At 63.2% G+C, this 18,891-nt stretch carries 17 protein-coding genes; 8 read left to right on the forward strand and 9 right to left on the reverse strand.

The features are described from left to right. Window positions 1-73: 73 nt before the first annotated feature. Together cysS and APH28_RS02245 are read right to left on the reverse strand one after the other, a co-directional pair. Window positions 74-1,456, reverse strand: coding sequence for a cysteine--tRNA ligase (gene cysS, locus APH28_RS02240; protein WP_060507418.1), 1,383 nt, complete (start codon window positions 1,454-1,456; stop codon window positions 74-76). 9 nt (window positions 1,457-1,465) lie between these two features. Further along, window positions 1,466-3,169, reverse strand: a complete 1,704-nt coding sequence (locus APH28_RS02245; RefSeq protein ID WP_060507419.1) for a glutamine--tRNA ligase/YqeY domain fusion protein — start codon at window positions 3,167-3,169, stop codon at window positions 1,466-1,468. 248 nt (window positions 3,170-3,417) lie between these two features. Here APH28_RS02245 and APH28_RS02250 point away from each other — a divergent pair, with 248 nt between their 5' ends. Both APH28_RS02250 and lpxH read left to right on the forward strand, forming a co-directional pair. Next, window positions 3,418-3,921: a peptidylprolyl isomerase gene (locus tag APH28_RS02250; protein WP_060507420.1), complete on the forward strand. Its 504-nt coding sequence runs from the start codon at window positions 3,418-3,420 to the stop codon at window positions 3,919-3,921. Beyond that, window positions 3,918-4,640: a UDP-2,3-diacylglucosamine diphosphatase gene (lpxH, locus tag APH28_RS02255; protein ID WP_060507421.1), complete on the forward strand. Its 723-nt coding sequence runs from the start codon at window positions 3,918-3,920 to the stop codon at window positions 4,638-4,640. The genes APH28_RS02250 and lpxH overlap by 4 nt, the downstream gene beginning before the upstream one ends. Window positions 4,641-4,695: 55 nt before the next feature. Here lpxH and APH28_RS02260 read toward each other — a convergent pair whose 3' ends face one another. Continuing rightward, window positions 4,696-7,011, reverse strand: a complete 2,316-nt coding sequence (locus tag APH28_RS02260) for an acylase (protein WP_060507422.1) — start codon at window positions 7,009-7,011, stop codon at window positions 4,696-4,698. Window positions 7,012-7,214: 203 nt separating this feature from the next. On the opposite strand from APH28_RS02260, the gene APH28_RS02265 reads away from it, so the two are divergent. Continuing rightward, window positions 7,215-7,580 (forward strand): hypothetical protein, encoded by a 366-nt coding sequence (locus APH28_RS02265; protein WP_060507423.1) that lies wholly within the window; start codon window positions 7,215-7,217, stop codon window positions 7,578-7,580. A 44-nt stretch (window positions 7,581-7,624) separates the two neighbouring features. Here the strand turns inward: APH28_RS02265 and APH28_RS02270 are convergent, their stop codons facing one another. Further along, the gene (locus APH28_RS02270; RefSeq protein ID WP_003248064.1) at window positions 7,625-7,813 is read right to left on the reverse strand and encodes a hypothetical protein; all 189 of its coding nucleotides are present in this window, start codon (window positions 7,811-7,813) and stop codon (window positions 7,625-7,627) included. 149 nt (window positions 7,814-7,962) lie between these two features. On the opposite strand from APH28_RS02270, the gene APH28_RS02275 reads away from it, so the two are divergent. The 4 genes from APH28_RS02275 to APH28_RS02290 all read left to right on the forward strand — a co-directional run bounded on the left by APH28_RS02275 (window position 7,963) and on the right by APH28_RS02290 (window position 10,387). Further along, window positions 7,963-8,421, forward strand: coding sequence for a hypothetical protein (locus APH28_RS02275; protein ID WP_060507424.1), 459 nt, complete (start codon window positions 7,963-7,965; stop codon window positions 8,419-8,421). 232 nt (window positions 8,422-8,653) lie between these two features. Continuing rightward, window positions 8,654-9,034, forward strand: a complete 381-nt coding sequence (locus APH28_RS02280) for a Mor transcription activator family protein (RefSeq protein WP_060507425.1) — start codon at window positions 8,654-8,656, stop codon at window positions 9,032-9,034. Window positions 9,035-9,098: 64 nt separating this feature from the next. Then, window positions 9,099-9,755 carry a DUF2589 domain-containing protein gene (locus tag APH28_RS02285; protein WP_060507426.1) on the forward strand — a complete coding sequence of 219 codons (657 nt, stop codon included), beginning with the start codon at window positions 9,099-9,101 and terminating at the stop codon, window positions 9,753-9,755. 74 nt (window positions 9,756-9,829) lie between these two features. After that, complete coding sequence (locus tag APH28_RS02290; protein ID WP_256248342.1) at window positions 9,830-10,387, forward strand: DUF2589 domain-containing protein; 558 nt, start codon at window positions 9,830-9,832, stop codon at window positions 10,385-10,387. 7 nt (window positions 10,388-10,394) lie between these two features. Here the strand turns inward: APH28_RS02290 and APH28_RS02295 are convergent, their stop codons facing one another. From APH28_RS02295 to APH28_RS02305, 3 genes are read right to left on the reverse strand one after another with little or no spacing between them, the layout of a single operon-like run. Continuing rightward, window positions 10,395-14,069, reverse strand: a complete 3,675-nt coding sequence (locus tag APH28_RS02295; RefSeq protein ID WP_060507428.1) for a translocation/assembly module TamB domain-containing protein — start codon at window positions 14,067-14,069, stop codon at window positions 10,395-10,397. Continuing rightward, the gene (locus APH28_RS02300) at window positions 14,066-15,808 is read right to left on the reverse strand and encodes an autotransporter assembly complex family protein (RefSeq protein WP_060507516.1); all 1,743 of its coding nucleotides are present in this window, start codon (window positions 15,806-15,808) and stop codon (window positions 14,066-14,068) included. Before APH28_RS02300 ends, APH28_RS02295 begins: the two co-directional genes overlap by 4 nt. A gap of 52 nt (window positions 15,809-15,860) precedes the next feature. Continuing rightward, window positions 15,861-16,511: an N-acetyltransferase gene (locus APH28_RS02305; protein WP_060507429.1), complete on the reverse strand. Its 651-nt coding sequence runs from the start codon at window positions 16,509-16,511 to the stop codon at window positions 15,861-15,863. Window positions 16,512-16,675: 164 nt separating this feature from the next. Here APH28_RS02305 and xthA point away from each other — a divergent pair, with 164 nt between their 5' ends. Further along, window positions 16,676-17,488, forward strand: coding sequence for an exodeoxyribonuclease III (gene xthA / locus APH28_RS02310; RefSeq protein ID WP_060507430.1), 813 nt, complete (start codon window positions 16,676-16,678; stop codon window positions 17,486-17,488). A 75-nt stretch (window positions 17,489-17,563) separates the two neighbouring features. Here xthA and APH28_RS02315 read toward each other — a convergent pair whose 3' ends face one another. Beyond that, window positions 17,564-18,316, reverse strand: coding sequence for an anti-sigma factor (locus APH28_RS02315; protein WP_060507431.1), 753 nt, complete (start codon window positions 18,314-18,316; stop codon window positions 17,564-17,566). Further along, a complete protein-coding gene (locus APH28_RS02320) occupies window positions 18,313-18,834 on the reverse strand; it encodes a sigma-70 family RNA polymerase sigma factor (RefSeq protein WP_060507432.1) in 522 nt (173 codons plus the stop codon). The genes APH28_RS02315 and APH28_RS02320 overlap by 4 nt, the downstream gene beginning before the upstream one ends. Window positions 18,835-18,891: the final 57 nt, after the last annotated feature.

Consider the following 18,891-nt stretch of genomic DNA (forward strand, 5'->3'; position numbering starts at 1 on the left):
CAGGAGATCGCATTCCTCTGTAGGAGCGGCCTTGTGTCGCGAAAGGGCTGCAAAGCAGCCCCAGTTACGTCAATCAGTCAGCCAGACGCCAGGTGGTAGCACCCTTGCTGTCTTCCAGCACCACACCCATGGCAGTGATCTGGTCACGGATACGGTCGGACTCAGCCCAGTTCTTGTCCGCACGCGCCTGCAGGCGCGCCTGGATCAAGGCTTCCACCTCAGCTGCATCGACCTTGCCTTCGGCCCCTGCCCGCAGGAAATCATCGGCCTCCAGCTGCAACACACCCAGCACATCCCCCAGCTCGCGCAGGCGACCGGCCAGGCCCGCCGCCGCGTCGACATCGCTGTCACGTAGGCGGTTGATTTCGCGCACCAGGTCGAATAGCACGGCGCAGGCTTCCGGCGTACCAAAGTCGTCGTTCATCGCCACGCTGAAGCGCTCGACGAAGGCCTCGCCACCCTTGGCGGCAACCCGCGGCAAGCCGCGCAGCGCGTGGTAGAAGCGCTCCAGGGCGCCCTTGGCATCGCGCAGGCTGTCTTCGGAGTAGTTGATGGCGCTGCGGTAGTGGCTGGCCACCAGCAGGTAGCGCACCACCTCCGGGTGGTACTTGTCGAGCACATCACGGATGGTGAAGAAGTTGTTCAACGACTTGGACATCTTCTCGCCATTGATGCGGATCATGCCGCAGTGCATCCAGCTGTTGGCGTACTGCTTGCCAGTGGCCGCCTCGCTCTGCGCAATCTCGTTCTCGTGGTGCGGAAACTCCAGGTCGCTGCCGCCACCGTGGATGTCGAAACTCTCGCCCAAGCAGCAAGTGGACATCACCGAGCACTCGATGTGCCAGCCCGGACGGCCCGGACCCCACGGCGAATCCCAATAAGGCTCGCCCGGCTTGACGCCTTTCCACAGGACGAAGTCCAGTGGATCCTGCTTGGCCTCGTCGACCTCGATGCGGGCACCGATGCGCAGGTCTTCGATCTTCTTGCGTGACAGCTTGCCGTAGCCGACGAACTTGCCGACCCGGTAGTACACGTCGCCGTTGCCCGGCGCGTAGGCGTAGCCTTTGTCGATCAAGGTCTGGATCATCGCATGCATGCCGACGATATGGTCGGTGGCACGCGGTTCCAGGTCCGGCTTGAGGATGTTCAGGCGGCGCTCGTCCTCGTGCATCGCGTCGATCATGCGCGCGGTCAGGGCGTCGAACGCCTCGCCGTTTTCGTTGGCGCGATTGATGATCTTGTCGTCGATGTCGGTGATGTTGCGCACGTAGGTCAAGTCGTAGCCGCTTTTACGCAGCCAACGGGTTACCAGGTCGAACGCCACCATGCTGCGGCCGTGGCCAAGGTGGCAGTAGTCGTACACGGTCATGCCGCACACGTACATGCGCACCTTGTTGCCGTCCAGCGGCTTGAAGGCTTCCTTGGTCTTGCTCAGCGTGTTGTAGATGGTAAGCACGGCGGTTCCTTAGCTGCCCCAGGAGTCACGCAGGGTGACGGTGCGGTTGAACACCGGGCGACCCGGCTGGCTGTCCTTGAGGTCGGCGCAGAAGTAGCCTTCGCGCTCGAACTGGAAGCGGTCTTCCGGCTGTGCCTGGCCCAGCGACGGCTCGGCGCGGCAACCCGTCAGCACTTGCAGCGAATCCGGGTTGATGTTGTCGAGGAAGCTGCCGCCGTCTTCGGTCTTTTCCGGGTTGGCGGAGCGGAACAGGCGGTCGTACAGGCGCACTTCGCACTCGACGCTGCCTTCGGCCGGCACCCAGTGAATCACGCCCTTGACCTTGCGGCCCTCCGGGTTCTTGCCCAAGGTGTCCGGGTCGTACGAGCAGCGCAGTTCGACGATGTTGCCGTCGGCATCCTTGATCGCCTCGTCGGCGCGGATCACATAGCTGCCGCGCAGGCGCACTTCACCGGCCGGTTCCAGGCGCTTGTAGCCCTTCGGCGGCTCTTCCATGAAGTCGTCGCGGTCGATGTACAGCTCGCGAGCGAACGGCAGCACGCGCACGCCCATGTCTTCCTTTGGGTGGCGCGGCAGTTCGAGTTGCTCGACCTGGCCTTCCGGGTAGTTGGTGATGACCACCTTCAGCGGGCGCAGCACGCACATGGCACGTGGCGCGGTGCGGTCGAGGTCGTCACGGATGCTGAATTCGAGCATCGACATGTCGACCACGCCGTCGGAACGGTTGGTGCCGATCATTTCGCAGAAGTTGCGGATCGACGCTGGGGTGTAGCCGCGGCGGCGGAAACCCGACAGGGTCGACATGCGTGGGTCGTCCCAGGCACTGACGTGCTTTTCGTCGACCAGCTGCTTGAGCTTGCGCTTGGAGGTGATGGTGTAGTTCAGGTTCAGGCGGCTGAACTCGTACTGGCGCGGGTGCGCCGGTACCGGCAGGTTGTCGAGGAACCAGTCGTACAGCGGGCGGTGGCCTTCGAACTCAAGGGTGCAGATCGAGTGGGTGATGCCCTCGATGGCGTCCGACTGCCCGTGGGTGAAGTCGTAGTTCGGGTAGATGCACCACTTGTCACCGGTCTGGTGGTGATGAGCATGGCGAATGCGGTACAGGATCGGGTCGCGCAGGTTCATGTTCGGCGAGGCCATGTCGATCTTGGCACGCAGCACGCGCTCGCCGTCCTTGAACTCGCCGGCCTTCATGCGGGCGAACAGGTCGAGGTTTTCCTCGACGCCGCGCTCGCGGAACGGGCTGTTCTTGCCGGGTTCGGTCAGGCTGCCGCGGTATTCCTTGGCCTGATCAGGGGTCAGGTCGCAGACATAGGCCTTGCCACGCTTGATCAGTTCAACGGCCCAGTCGTGCAGCTGGTCGAAGTAGTTTGAGGCATAACGCACCTCGCCGGCCCAGTCGAAGCCCAGCCATTTGACGTCGCTCTGGATGGCGTCGATGTATTCCTGGTCTTCCTTGGCCGGGTTGGTGTCGTCGAAGCGCAGGTGGCAGACGCCGCCGAACTCCTTGGCCAAGCCGAAGTTGACGCAGATCGACTTGGCATGGCCGATGTGCAGGTAGCCGTTGGGCTCCGGCGGGAAACGGGTGACGATGCTGCTGTGCTTGCCCGAGTCCAGGTCGGCCTGGATGATCGGCCGCAGGAAGTTCGCAGGGACAGCGGGGGCGCCTTTGGCAGCGGCGTTGGGCGCGTTGTCGGCAGTGGGCTTGCTCATAGGATCCTTGAATGCACGTGTCCGGCCTGGGTAGGCCGATTGAATCAAAGGGCCTATCATAGCCGAAGCAGTCAAGCTGCTGACAGCCGGGCACTGACAAACTGGCGCGATTTATCGCGATCCGTGCAAAATGGCCGCTGCGCGTCATGAACCAAGCACATGTGCCGCGGCCGCCAGATCTAGCGTCAGGTGATAATCCGCGCCTGGCGCGCCCTAATTCCGATTGCCTTGAGAGAGCGAGTTTCAGCATGTCCAAAGTCAAACTGACCACCAACCACGGCGATATCGTCCTGCAACTGGACGCCGAGAAAGCCCCGCTGACCGTGGCCAACTTCATTGAGTACGTCAAAGCCGGCCATTACAGCAACGTCGTCTTCCACCGCGTGATCAAGGGCTTCATGATCCAGGGCGGCGGTTTCGAGCCAGGCATGAAAGAAAAGACTGACAAGCGTGCCAGCATCCAGAACGAAGCTGACAATGGCCTGAAGAACGACAAGTACACCATCGCCATGGCCCGCACCATGGATCCGCACTCCGCATCCGCGCAGTTCTTCATCAATGCTTCCAACAATGACTTCCTCAACCACAGCGGCAAGAACACCCAGGGTTGGGGCTACGCCGTATTCGGCGAAGTGATCGAAGGCCGTGAAGTCGTCGACGCCATCGAGAAGGTTGCCACCGGCTCCAAAGCTGGCCACCAGGACGTGCCAAAAGAGGACGTGATCATCGAGAAAGCCGAGATCATTGAGTGATCCTGCTGATCTCTGATCTGCACTTGCAAGAAGAACGCCCGGACATTACCCGGGCGTTTCTTGATCTGCTCGACGGCCGTGCCCGTCACGCCAGGGCGTTATACATCCTCGGCGACTTCTTCGAAGCGTGGATCGGCGACGATGCCATGACCCCGTTCCAGCAGTCGATCTGCCAGGCCTTGCGCCAGCTCAGCGACAGCGGCACGGCAATCTACCTGATGCACGGCAACCGCGACTTCCTGATTGGCCAGGACTTCTGCGCAGAGGCTGGCTGCACGCTGTTGGCCGACCCGAGCGTGATCGAACTGGGCGGTGAACAGGTGTTGCTCATGCATGGCGACACCCTGTGCACCCGCGACCTGGCCTACATGAAGATGCGCCGCTACCTACGCAACCCGGTGAGCCTGTGGATCCTTCGGCACCTGCCGCTGGCCACTCGGCAGAAACTGGCGCGCAAGCTGCGCAGCGAGAGCCGTGCGCAGACCCGCATGAAGGCTACCGAGATCGTCGATGTCACGCCGGAGGAAGTGCCGAAGGTGATGGCGGCGTACGGCGTGCGCACGCTGGTGCATGGCCATACCCACCGGCCGGCAATTCACAAGCTGGTGGTGGAGGGTGAACCGGCACGGCGGATTGTGCTGGGGGATTGGGACAGGCGGGGCTGGACCCTGCAGGTCGATGGGCAAGGCTTTGCCCTGGAGCCTTTCGAGTTTTCCTGACAGATCAAGTTGACTCCTTCGCGGGCACGCCCGCGAAGAGGCTATCAAAGGCTACTCATCGAGGCCGGCTGGCCACAGCGCCTTTGTCCCGCTCACTGATCACATACTGCCGATACTCCGGGTCCGCCTTGATTTGCGCTTCGGTAAACGGCATGACAGCCAGCTGCTTGGCGGCGAATGCCTTGGTCTGGTCACTGAAATGCGCCGAGCCAGCTTCGCTGGACTGCGAAAACGCCAGCAGCCCACGTGCCTGTGGCCCCTGCTCGGTGAAACTCACCAACTGCAGATAGCTGGTACCGCTGACCACCAAGCGCTTGCCCGGCCCATGCGGCACGCTGAACATCGCGTTGTAGACCCCCAATTGCTGTGGCCCGCCCGGCACCGGCGTGCCATCGGCGGCCTGCTGGATCTGCCCCCAACGGCTGCCCTCCTCCACACCCGCCTGGGCCACTCGCTGTAATGACGCCAACGCTGCTTCACGCAACAACTTGCGCACTGCCGCCTGCTCTATCGCAAGGCCTCGCGGGGTGTGCTGGGGGGCTGTCGGGTCAAAGGCCACGCGCCAGCTCTGCGGGTGCTCGGCCATGGCCTCGACCATGTTCTGGAAATGCACCAGGCCGACACCGCTGTTCAGATCGGCCTTGCCATTCCAGGCGGCGAGGCTGGCACACACAGCCCGCAAGTCGGCCTCAGCCCCTTTGCACCACTGCAGCAGGTCGGGCAGCACCAGGCTGGCCAGGTACACGTCGTCATCCAGCACCATACGCTGCAGGTCGTCGACACCGAGTTTGGCATGGCCCTGCAGGCGCTCGAGGGCGAAGCGCCCGCGCATGCTCAGCGGCTGGTCACTGCGGCTGATCAACGGCGAGAACCCGGTCAACGGTTGGGTCGGGTTGGCCATCCAGGCCGGATCGTTGGAGTTCTGCACAAAGTCGTTTCGCTCCAGGCTAGGCAACATCCGCGCCGGGAAGATACCAGGCTGCGCAGCCTGGGCATCAACCTTCCACTGGCAAGCGCTGCGCGACCCGTCCAGCACCACCAGCGGGCCTTGCGCCGCCGGGTTGCTGCATTCGCTCAGCAGCTGCTGATCGACATAGGGCACCACCGACTGGTTCAGGTACAGCGCCTTGCCTTCGGCATCCACTGCCAGGGTGTTGACCCAAGGGATGCCTTGCAGTTGCTCGATCGACCCTTTCAGCGACGCCACGCTGTCGGCACGGTTGATGCTGTACCACTGCTGCAGCACACGCGTGTTGTCCAGGTTGGCATCACGCAGGCTGTACGCCGCCTGGGCATCCCAGTCCAGTCGCCCGGGCCATTGCACCACCGGCCCGAAACTGGAGCTGTAAACCTGGCGGTCAACCTGGCTGAGCGTGCCATCCGCGGCCTTGACCGTGACGCTCACGGTCTGCTGTGCCATCGGTACGGTTTTACCATCCTGCAGGTAGTGGGTCGGGTCCTTGGGATCAAGTTGCAGGCGGTACAGGGTGAAGTGCTTCGAGGTATCCACCGTGTGGGTCCAGGCCAGGTGGCGGTTGAAGCCGATGTTCACCACCGGCAGCCCGGGCAAGGCCGCCCCCATCACATCCAGCTTGCCAGGAATGGTCAGCTGCATCTGGTAGAAACGCATCCCACCCCTCCACGGGAAGTGCGGGTTGGCCAGCAGCAGACCACGGCCATTGGCCGAGCGCTGCGCCCCCACTGCCACCGCGTTGCTGCCACGCTCGGAGGCAAAGCGCTGCTGCTGTGCCAGTGCCACGTCAAAGCCCGGGGCTGCTTGCTGGGCTGCCAGCTTCGGGGGCTGAGCGCCCGCCACGGCTTCGGCGAACTGGCCCACGCCGCCTTCAGCCAGCAGCCGACGGGTCAGTTTGACCAGGTCCTGGCTGGTGATCGGGCGTACCCACTGGCCATCGCCACATTCCGCTGGCAGGCCTTGGCTACGCCGCTCGGCCAGGGCGCGGTTGAAACCGCTGGCATAACCCTCCAGCAGTTCACGTACGCGCGCAGGCTGAGCCTGCATGAAGCCACTGACAGCCGTCGGCGTGTTGAGCCAGGTAAAGAACAGGTCGCTGGCCAGGTTGCCGCGCTGTTCAAGGGTCACACCTTGGGCACCAAAGTAGCGCGAGCGCTCACCATTGACCGTCAGCACTTCATTGGCCAACAGGCACAGGTTGTCCTGAGCATAGGCATAGCCAATGCCATACCCCAAGCCGCGCTCGTCCTTGGCGACGATATGTGGCACGCCAAAACTGGTGCGGCGGATCTGCGCACTGGCATCAGCGCCGGTTTCCCGCGCCTGCACGGCTACGCTGGAGGCGACCAGGGCAGCCGCCAGGCTGGCACAGGTCAAAGGACGCGAAATTGGCAACACGGGCACTCCTCGGATTCAGGGGGTCATTCCCGATCAGACGAATGGCTGGATGAAAATTTTACGCACACTGGCGCCATGAACCGTCTTCAAGAGAACCGGCACAGAACTTTTTTCAGGCAGAGGCTGCAGATTTGCCCTTCTCATTCGTCCTAATCAGTGAGGCACCCAATATTTCGGGACAGTCCACGAAAAGGAGCATTCACATGTACAACCCGCAACCCCGATTGCAGACCGGGTGCGCCCCAGGCAAGGCGGCCAGTGGAGCGGCCGCCTGCGTGGACGAGCGTACCGGCAACGAACAGATTCGCGAACTGCTGCGCAGCTACGGCCTGCGTACCAGCCTCATTCGCCTCAAGGTGATCGATGCGCTCTACAACGCAGACCGCACCGGACGCAGCATTGGTGTACGCGGCGTGCATGCGCAACTGGAACAATTGGACATACCGCTGTCATTCCTGAGTGTGCGTGAAGTGCTCAAACGGCTGTGCGCGGAGGGGGTGATCAGCCTTGGCAGCGACAAATGCTACAGCCTCAAGCCAGAATCGCGCGCCGTGCTCGAACAGCCCTAGCCGCGCTGACTGGAGGCCGGCCTGGGCTGGCCGGCCGGCAGGCGTCAGGGCTTGACCTTGCGCCGCAGAATCCCGTTGATCACGACCACGACCACGGCAATGGCAATGGCCAGCATCTGGAAGGTCTGTTCACTGATCGTGCCTTGCTTCTGGAGATGCGACAGGCCCAGCATGAGGCCCAGCACCACCAGGATGATGAGAAGCGAGTATTTGAGGCGCTGCACGTGTGTCATCGAAAATTCCTTCAACATCGGGGGGTATTGGCTCACGAGGAGCGGCAGCAATGATACAACGCTGACACCTTGCAGCGCTGCATTTCCTGCTTAGTGTGGCAAGCCAGGCCTGAAAGCATCGGGTTTCCCCACTCGATGCTGGAGGCACCATGCGCAGGTTCGCGCTATTCATCATATTGCTCACCCCTTCGCTGACCACTCACGCTCTGGACACCCGCCAGACGCCACCTGAGCAGTTGCTCGAGCTGGGTGGCCAGCTCGCTGCCCATGCTGGCAGCAGCCAATGGCAACAACTGTGGCAAAGAACCCGTGCAGCGGGGCATCTGAAAGCCAAGCCCGGGCATCCCTACTTCACGATCCCACAACCGCAGTTGCCAGACCTGGCCCGCCAGACACTGGCACACGCAGATCACGTCGAGGCCCTGGACATCACCCTCGCCCGCTATCGGCGTACTTTTCCCGACAGGGTCATTGGCATGCTCGATGATCAGCCATTGAACAGCATTTGCCTGGTCATCGACTGGCGAACCTTGCCTGAAGCGCACGCGAAAAAGAGTGTTGCCTACCTCAAAGGTACAAGCCTACTGAACAGCTATCCCTGCCAATAAGGGAAGTGCCACCCACCTGATCGCTGAAAAATCAAAGCAACGAAAAATCGGGCCTGCACGGCATCACTAAGGCATCTTCCTACATCGCGCGACAACGTTGCCTGCAAGCCCTGCTCATCGAAACTACAACTGCCAGCCAACTTCGCGCCTAGCGACAGCATCCGTCGCTCACCGAGAATTCCCCCATGCCAACGACAGGCATCGCGCCCCATCAACCGCGAGGAAGTCTCATATGGAACTGCCAGATCTCACACTCATCGACATCGGCCAGTTACCGCATTCGCTGCAGGCCCTGATCGAATGCATCGGCCTTGAAAACGCCTACCAGCTGACCTGCGCTTACGGCGGCAGGCCCAAGTACATACCCAAACATCGAGAGCGCACCAAGCTCGCCGACGTACTGCCGGCCGATGCGCTCGATGCCCTGATCAAACGCTTTGCTGGCGTGGCCCTGGAAATCCCCAAGGCAGACCACTTCCTGCGCCAACTGCGCAACCTGCAGATTCAGAAAGAAAGCGCCAACGGCCTGTCACGCAGCCTGCTGGCCAACAAGTACGGCCTTAGCCTGCGTCAGATCGGCAATATTCGCCGTCAGGAGCTATGCGCTCGCTAACAGCTTTCACCCTCGGCCGCCTGGAGCGGCCGTATTTTTTACGTGAAAAGAAGTGAAGACAATCATGTCCATCGACAACAGCCTCATCGGCTCGGTCATCAATGCATTGCCCATGGACCGCATGATCGCTGCCCCCCTGCAGGCCATGGTCCAGGCGCAGGTCACCGCGAGCAAATCCTATGCAGACTTCCTCATGCAGGTCTGCGTACAAGATGGCAAGGCCGTCGCCATCCAGTTCGACTACGACGAAACCATCGTTGACGAACAAGGCGAGTACAAAGGTATCGTCAGCAAATCCATGAAAGTGCCATTGCTGGCGGCCATCACTCACCCGAACATCACCCTCGATGAAGGTAACGTCGAGTTCGAACTGACGATCAGCCAGATGGCAGAAGACTTCAGCGAATCCAGCAAGAGCGGCGACCTGGCGGCCTCACTGGGCTGGGGCCCATTCAAACTGGATGTAAAAGGCAGCATCAGCAGCAAGTCCACGCAAACTCGCAAGAGCGATACCCGGGCGCGCTATGCGTTCAGCACCTCAATGCGTCGTCAGGATCCGCCGGAAGCCATGATGCGGGTAATCGACTTCCTCACCGAAGCCGCCACAAAGCCGACCGTGGTCAAGAATTCCACGCTGGAGAGTACGGAAGAGATCTCCAAGATTGGGGTCTTGCAGCCGGAGTCCGAACCTGAGAAGAGCAGCGAAGAGAAAGCGGACTGATTCGCCAACCCTCTCTTGACCGATCGCCCCGCCCACGCGCGCGGGGCGCCTTGTATTTTCAAGGAGCCGCGCCTTTGGACATGCCACCACCCCCCATGACCGCCATCGACCTGCGGGAAATCACCCGCGGCCTTCAGGAGGCCGCTGCGGCTACCAACAGCCTGATAGCCCAGCAGTACATCAACCTGTTCGACCAGTTCTTCGACTGCGACACCCAAGCGCTGGGAAGCCCCATGAAGGCCAAGATGGTCGAGGTCGCGATGGACGACAGGCACGTGATGCGCGTACCACTGTTCGCCCTGGTGGCGCCCAAAGGCCTGACCTTGGAGCGCATGCAGGTGGACCTGTCAGTACGGGTCAACGCCGCCGAGGGTCTACAGGCCTTACGCGAGGAATGCGATCGGGCCAGCGCAGCCAGCTTCAAGGTGACGATCGGCGCGCAGGGCCGCCAGGGCGAAGCCCGGGACCCTGACGAAGTGCAGATCCGCATGCAGTTTCATGCCAGTGAACCACCCGAGGCGCTCAACCGCCTGATTGAGGAATACACCAAGCTGATCACGCCCATACGCACGCCCGAGGCGTCTGTACCCACCGAAACCAACGAATTCATCGAGGCCGCCACCGTTCGCTGACGCCCCCTCAGAAGTCACGCTTGTAAAAAATGTCAAGGGAGCTTGCCAGCCCGCTGGCGGCCTCCAGATACACCTTTTTGCTCAGTTTGTAACGCAGCGCAATAGTGTTTGCCGGCTCGAACACCCCGACCCCGTAGCGCAAGCTGAGCTTCTCGGTCAGGTTGCCACTGGCGACCACGCTGGTGCTGTTACCGGAGCCTTCGGTATCCAGCTGGAAGTCATCGATCCCAAGCCCCGAGGCCAGGCTGCCGGTAATCCCCGCGCTGCCCGCCAGGCCCAGGCCCAGCGCTGCCTCGGCAAGCATGTTGTTGTCCTCCCCGGAAGTCCCCAGCGGGCGCCCGAGTACCAGATAGGACAACGCCTGCTCCTGGCTCATGGCCGGCTCCGAGAACACCGTGGTGGTCGGCTGCTCGGCACTGCCACTCAAGCGAATCCCGGCAATCACATCGTCGACCGTACGGATGGCCTCGATATCCAGATAAGGCTGATCGATCGGCCCGGCGAACAACAACCGTGCGCGGCGAATGGTCAGCCGCTGGCCGTAGGCACGGTAGCGACCATCGGCCAGGCTCAATTCACCGCGGGTGTCCATGTTGTCACCGATGTGCACATGGCCAAGCAGGTTGGCGGTCAGGCCGAAACCACTGAACGACAGCTTATCCTGCCCCACGACCACATCGATGTCCATGGCCATAGCCATGGGCGGCTTGCCCTCCTCGGTCTGGTGGCCGACGATGACTGTGTCGTCCGAGACCTTCACGGTCGAGGGCGGCAGCTCGCGCACTGTGATCTTGCCTTTGGGTACTACTACCTTGCCGGTGACCGCCAGCTTGTCGTCGATCAGGCGCAGGTTGAGGTCAGGCGCGACCTCAAGCGTGGCGTAGGGCTCGACGGTCACGGGCAACTGCTGGCCCTGCAGGCGCAGCTCCATACCCAAGGCCTGGCCCCAGGTCAGGTGGCCACTGAGCTGACCACGCCCGGCATCGCCGCTGCGCCAGTCACCGTTGAGCTGCACCTGCTCGCCGGCGATCAAGGCCCGCAACGACAAATCCTGCAGGCTGACCGGCAGTTCGGCACCACTGACCTCGCCATCGCTGAGCGTCAGGCTGCCATTGACCTGTGGCGCCAACAAGGTGCCGGTCAAGCGCCCGCTGCCGTTCAACTGCCCAGCCAGTCGCTCGACCATCGGCACGAATGGACGGGCGATCGACAGGTCCAACCCGGCCAGGCGGAAGTCACCCGACAGCGGCTTGTTCTTGCCCAGCGGATCAAGACGCGTGTTCAGGCTCAACTCGCCCAGGCGCTCGCCGCGGAAGTCCAGGCGCGTATCGACCCTGCGCGGTGCCAGGGTACTGTCCAGGCGCAAGGCCTGGTAAGGGAAGTCGATCCAGCGGCCCTTGTCGCGCACGCGCAACGTGCCACCACTGGCATCGACGCGAATGGCGCCTTTCGGGCCACTGGCCGGGATATCCAGGTTCACGTCGGCATTGAGCATGCCTTGCCAGGCGAAGTCCTTCGGCAGCCATTGCGCCAGGCTCTCCAGCGGGAACTGCTTGAGGTGGTAGCGCAGGCGCGGCTCGGGCGCCAGGCGCTGGTCTTCACCGCACAGGCTGGCTTGCCCGGAGCGCCAGCAGTGGGCGCCAAAGTCCAGTTGGCCACTGGCCAGCCGCTGCAGGCGGGCCGGAGCCTGCAACTGCCAGTCCTGGCCCCCGGCCTGGATTCTGCCGCTGGCGAGGCGGCCACGCCAGTCACCTTTGTCCAGCTGACCGTCCAGGCCCAAGTCGAGTTTGAGTTGCGGGCCATCCAGGGCCAGGGTGAGCGCCTGCTGGCGGATGTCGCCCTTGCCGTTGGCTTGCAAGGTTCCCAGCACCGTGTCGCCCAGGCGGATGCCATTGGCCTTGAGGTCGAGCGCCCCACGCTGGGCGCTGTCCAGGCGCGCCTCCAGGTCGAGCCGCTGGATGCGGTTCTCTTCTTGCGCCAGCTGCTGGCCCTGCAAGGTCAGGTTGCCCTGCGGAGCGTTCAGCGTGCCGCTGACATCCAGGCGCCCCTTGACCTGCCCTTGCAGCCTCGGCCACAGCTGCCCCAGCCGCGGCAGGTCAAGGTCGACACGCCCGGCCAGACGCTGCTGCAGGCTGCCGCTGCCATTGATACGGTTATCCCCGAGTTGCACGGCCAGGGCGCCGAGGGTCCAGTTCTGCCCCGCCCCTTGTGCTTCTACCTTGAGCACGGCCGGCTGCCCGCGCAAACGCCCTTTGAGGTCGAGCTGGGCGTCAAGATTGAGCTGCTCGCCTTTCATTTCACCCTTGCTGCGCAGCGGCCCGGCCAGGGTGCCGGGCAGCTCGGCCAGCCAGTACGCAGGGTCCAAGGCTGACAACTGCAGGTCGACGTCCCAGGCCAAGGTATCGGCAAAGCGCAGCGCGACGTTGCCCGCCGCCTTGCCCTGGCCAGCCGTCAGGGCCAGCTGCGGCAAGCGCACCTGGCCCAGATCCCCTTCGAACGGACTGGCCAGGGTGAACGCACCTGCCGGGCCATCGAGGTCACCCTTGAAGGTGCCGTTGTAGTTGCCATCGCGGTACTGCACCTGGGCATTGAAACGCTTGAGTGTCACCTGCGGCGGGGCCTCGAGCGGATACAGGCGCAGCCATGGGAAATCCTGCCAGTCGAGTTGAGCGTCAGCTTTCAAGCCCTGCTGCCAGTCGGCACTGGCCTGCAGCTTGACGCGCTGGGTGTCGCTGGCGGTCAGGTCCAGGGCATCCAGCGTGGCCCCCTTGGCGTCCACCTTGCCGGTCAGCGCCAAGGCGATCGGTGCCTGTTCGGCTGGCAAGCTGGCGCTGCCGGTCAGTTGATAGCCCTTGAGCAGGTCGCCTTGGGCGTTCAGCACGAGCTGGTTGAACTGCAACGTGTCGGGCAGCGAAGCGGTGGGCTTGAAGGCATCGGCTCGGATCTGCAATTTTGCCGGCAAATGCTCGGCAAGGGCCTGCACCTCCCCGCTCAGGCGGGCATCCAGGTAGCCGCTGCTGGTGGCGTCGAGGATGAGCGACTTCTGCAGATCGCCCGTGGCGTTGAGCGCCAGTTGCCAGGCCTTGCCTTCCACGGCGGGCAACTGCACCTGCCCTTGCAACTGCAGCGGCCAGTCGCCCTCCGGCTGCAGATCGCCCTGTACCTCCACGCGCAGATCGTCACGTTGCAACTGCAGGCTGTCGATGCGTAGGCCGCTCGCTGTCCAGTGGGCCGCCAGGTGCAGGTCGCCGAGCAGGTCGCTGCCATCCAGGCGCAACTGCCCCACCTTGACCTCACCGACTTCGATCGCCACCGGCAAACGCAATGCCGGCAATTGCAGCGGGCCCGATTCGGCCGGCTGGTCACTGGGCGCAAAGGCCATGTCGATCCGCTGGGCATGCAACTGATCGATGCACAGCGTGCCGCGCAGGAGGCAAGCTGGTGACCAGCTGAGCAGCGGTGCCTCCACTTGCACAGTGTTGCCGCCATCGACCCAGCTCAAATGGCTGGCCTGCCAGGTGCCCACGAGGCGGCCCTGGAAATCGTCGATGGTCAGCCCGGGAACCCGGCCGAGCGCCCAGCGGCTGCCGCCTTCGGTACCCAGCAAAAGGCCTAGGGCCAGGGCCACCAGCAACACACTGCCGAGCACGCCCAGCAGGATGAATTTCAACACACGCATCACAGCTCTGGCCCCATGGAGAAGTGCAGGCGAATACCGCCGTCGTCATCGAGCGCCTTGGCCAGGTCCAGGCGCAGCGGCCCTACCGGCGACACCCAGCGCACGCCGATACCGACCCCGGTCTTGAGGCTGGGCAGCTCCAGGGTGTTGAACGCATTGCCTTGGTCGATGAAGGTTGCCACCCGCCATTTCTCGGCCAGCGAGTACTGGTACTCGACACTGCCCGCGACCAGGTAGCGGCCGCCGATGCGGTCGCCGTCACTGTTCTTCGGCGACAGCGTCTGGTAGTCGTAGCCGCGCACGCTCTGGTCGCCGCCGGCGAAGAAGCGCAGCGACGGCGGGATGTTGTTCTTGTAGCCGTTGGTGGCACTGCCCCCGAACTGCACCCGGCCGAGGAAGCGGTGGTTGTGGCCAAGGGTCGTCAGGCCCTTGAGCAGGACGTTGCCATGCAACAGGTTGGTGTCGGACATCAGCCCTTCCTTGGCCACCTGGGTATCAAACTGCAAGCGGTAGCCATTGTGCGGGTCGATGCGGTTGTCACTGCGCAGGTAGGAAAAGCTCACCCCCGGCATCAACAGGGTGCTCAGCCCCGAGTCATCGCCCAGGCGATACTCTTCGCGCTGGTACTTGAGCGATATCACCCGCTGCCAGCCGCTGGGCAGCTTGCTATGCCACTCAGGGCCGACAGTGAGCAGCTTGCTGAGGGTGTCGGTGCCAGCGATTTCTTCGTTCTGGTAGCCGCCGGCGAAGCGCAGCTTGTCGGTCAAGGGGGGATCGAGGGGCACGTCATACCACAGGCCGACGTTCTGCCGCGGCGCCGACAGTTCGGTTTCCCAGCCATAACTGTGGCCTTGCGGGTTGACCCAGTGCCGCGTCCAGTTGGCCTTGCCACGTGGGCCGACGTCGGTCGAGAAGCCCAGGCCAAGGCCCATGGTACGAGGCTTGCGGGTTTCTAGGCGGACATCCACCGGGATGTCTTCGCCGACCGCCGCAGTGGGTGCGGCATCGACCCGAACACCTTCGAAATAGCCACTCGACTGCAGGTCGTTGTTGAGCCCGGCGATCAGTTCGGAATCATAAGGCGTACCGGGCTTGAACGTGACCATACGTTGCAGCAGGTCTTCGTCCAGCGGCGTATCGCCACTGAATTTCACCGCCCCGAGGCGATAACGCGGGCCGCTCTGGTACACCAGTTCGATGTCGGCCACGCCTGCCTGTGGGTCGACGGCCAGGCGCTGGCGGGAGAAGTGACCACTGAAGAAGCCATAGCGCGAAGCCTGGTTCTGGATCAGCCGCTTGGCGTCTTCGTACAGGCCATGATTAAGCGGTTCACCCGCGCGCAGCGCCCTGCTGTCTGGCACGCGAAAAGCCTTCATTTCGCTGGCCGGCCCTTCGATGCGCACCGTCACATTGCGCAAGCGCACCGGCTCACCAGGGTCGATCTTGATGATCAGTTGGGGGGATTGATCGGCCTTGGCCGGCGGCTTGACCTCGGTGTCGATCTGCGCCTGATAGTAGCCAAGTGCCTGCGCAGCCTTGCGCGCCTGCTCCTGTGCCCCGCGACTGAAACGCAACAGCGCTTCTTCATCGCGGTCTCCAAGGTTGCCGATATAGCCTTCGACATTGGCCTTGAGCGCCTTGTTGGCGGGTTTTACCTTCACCAGCAACTCGCTCTGGCCCCATGCTGCAAAACTGGCGGCCCAGAAAACCAGGCCCCAGGTTAGTCTTCCTGAATACGTCATGCGGCGCATGCTACCAGAGCCAGGCGCTCAAGGGAGGCGCCTGGGGGCCACTTCAAGCAATTGATGACATGGATGACACTGGATTGGGGTGAAAGAACACCCTCTCCCGGATTGGCCCTACAGCCACCTCCCCAATCTCTTCATAGCCCTGGCGTGCATAAAAGGCCAGGTAATGCTCATTGCCAGAGTCCAGCACCACGCCCTGGGTATTGGGGTCTTCCGCGCACCAGTCATGAACAGCCTGTAACAATTGTTCGCCGTAATGACAGCCTCGAAATTGCGGATGCACCCCCAGCAGCGGCAGCATGTGCACTTGCCCGGTTGGCAGGCAGCTGGCGAGTGCCGCCTGATATTCCATGTAACGCCGGGTGCAGCGCTGGCCAGTACCCAGCAGCATGCGCAAACGCCAGGCCCAGCTGTCGGCCACGCCCAAGCGGCGTTGCGGCGGCACGATCAGGGCCAGGGCAATCAGGCGGTCTTCCAGCAACAGGCCGATGGCCGGCAGTTGCAGATAAAAATGCTGACGCACCCACTCACGCACCATCACCCTCAGCCGGCGTTCATAGCCTGGGCGCTGGCCCTCGAAGATATAGGCAAAGGTCGGTTCGTTCCGGTAGGCGTTGTATAGCAGTGAGCGTGCCTCACGGCTGTAGCCGTCATCGAGCGTGCAGACATGGGCCTGGGCGGCAGTGGCTTCGGGCATGGCGGGCGGTCCTCCTGGAAAGGGCGTAATCAGTGCCTTGGAGGTGCTCCACTGCGTATCGTTCACCTCCACCAGCACGTTAGCAGCGCCTGAACGAGCCTGCCACGCTGGTGATGAACGCCGATGTCGGCTAGCATCCGGCCTTTTACCAGGATTGTCTTTCCATGAAGATCGTCTGTTTCAACATCAACGGCCTGCGGGCCCGCCCGCACCAGCTGGCGGCGCTGATCGAAAAGCACCAGCCGGACGTGATCGGCCTGCAGGAAACCAAGGTCAGCGACGATCAGTTCCCCTTGGCCGATATCCAGGCCTTGGGTTATCACGTGCACTACCATGGCCAGAAGGGCCATTACGGGGTCGCCCTGCTCTCGCGCCAGGCGCCACTGAGCCTGTTCAAGGGCTTTGCCACGGATGAAGAGGATGCCCAGCGCCGCTTTATCTGGGGCACCTTCGCCGATGCCGACGGCAACCCGATCACGGTGATGAACGGCTACTTCCCGCAAGGTGAAAGCCGCGACCACCCCACCAAGTTCCCTGCCAAGCAGCGCTTCTACAGCGATCTGCAAGCATTGCTCGACGGGCAGTTCAAAAGCGACCAGCCGGTATTGGTGATGGGCGACATGAACATCTCGCCCCAGGACTGTGACATCGGCATCGGCCCGGACAATGCCAAGCGCTGGCTGAAGACCGGTAAGTGCAGCTTCCTGCCGGAAGAGCGCGAGTGGATGGAGCGCCTCAAGGGGTGGGGCCTGGTGGACAGCTTCCGCCACCTGTACCCGGAAGTGACCGACCGCTTCAGCTGGTTCGACTACCGCAGCCGCGGGTTCGAGGACGACCCCAAACGCGGGCTGCGCATCGACCTGATCATGGCCTCCCAGGCCCTGGTGCCGCGGATCAAGGCAGCCGGTGTGGACTATGAGCTGCGCGGGATGGAAAAGCCGTCGGACCATGCGCCGATCTGGCTGGAGTTAAGCTGATACCTCGGTTGCATGCCGAAAGAGATGTATCGCCTGTGATATCGAGCGCCGCCCGCGCGGCGCTTGGTACACCCGCTACAACCCCAACCGCAACGCCTCCCCTACCCCCGCCCCACGCCCATCGTCCGCGGCACTGACCAAGGCAAAGTTGTACGCTCCATGCGACCAGTAACGCGCCTGCAGCTGCCCATCGACCCGTTGTCCCTGCGGCATGCGTTCATAGCGGTCACCCGGCGAACGCAGGAACAGGCTGATGCGCTGGCCACTGTGGTCCTGGAACACCAGCAGCGCCGCCGGCCCCTGCTCGTTGCTGAGCAACCGCGCCCCGACCGGCTGAAAACCATACCCTGCCAGGTCCGGCAACTGCCCCACACGGCTGAAATGCCGACCCAGCCAGTCACGTAGCTGCGCCGGGTCACTGGCCTGGATATCCAGCGCTTCGCTGCCTGCGAACAGCCGATGGGCCTGCACCGCATCGGCCATGGGCAAATCGTTGCTGGCCAGGGTCACCTGCCGTGCCTGCCAGCCACCCAGCCCGCCGATACCCAACGCCAGCAGCAACACTGCCGCCGAAGCCAGCCGCCGCTGACGCCGCTGGCGCACCCGCTGCTGCACCTGACGCAGGTCGAGGGTGGCCGCCCCTGGCTGCTCGGCAAACCCTGCCAAGGCCGCACGCAGGCGCCTGGCGTCATTGCGCCAGGCCTCGACCCGCGCCGCTTGCTGCGGGTTGGCCGCCAGCCAGGCGTGCACCTCGGCGCGCCGGGCCGGTTCCAGGCGGTCGTCGATATAAGCGTGCAGCTCGTCTTCACCGGGAATCAGGCGCGTCATTTGAGTCTCCGCAAGGCCGGCGGCTGGGGGTTGCCCTCGGTCAGTTCTCGCAAGGCGGCACGGGCGCGCGACAGACGCGACATCACCGTACCGATAGGGATTTCCAGAGCCGCAGCCGCTTCCTTGTAGCTAAGCCCCTCGATGCTGACCAGCAGCAGTAACGCCCGCTGTTCGGTCGACAGGTGGGCGAAGGCCTGCAGGTCGGCCTGGGCCAGGACGATGTCCTCGGTATTGTCACCGACCGCTTCGTCTTCCACGGCGCCGCGGCCGAACCACGACAGCCAGCGGGCGTGCAAGCGCTCGCGGCGCTTACCATCAAGAAACAGCCGATACAGGATGGTGAACAGCCAGGCACGCAGGGCCTCGGCTTCGCGTTGCTGGCCACGGCGGCTCAAGGCGCGCTCGACCGTGGCCTGGACCAGGTCATCGGCGCTGCCGGGCTCGCGCGTCAGCCACACGGCAAAGCGGCGCAAGCGCTGCAGCAGCTCACGCCACTGCTGTTCGTCCAGATCGTGCATGGTCAGGTACCGGGCGCTGGGGTTGTCAGTGTATGGGGCAGACGCCTGGCGAGAAAA

The sequence above is a fragment of the Pseudomonas sp. NBRC 111124 genome (genome assembly GCF_001320245.1).
Lineage (GTDB): Bacteria > Pseudomonadota > Gammaproteobacteria > Pseudomonadales > Pseudomonadaceae > Aquipseudomonas.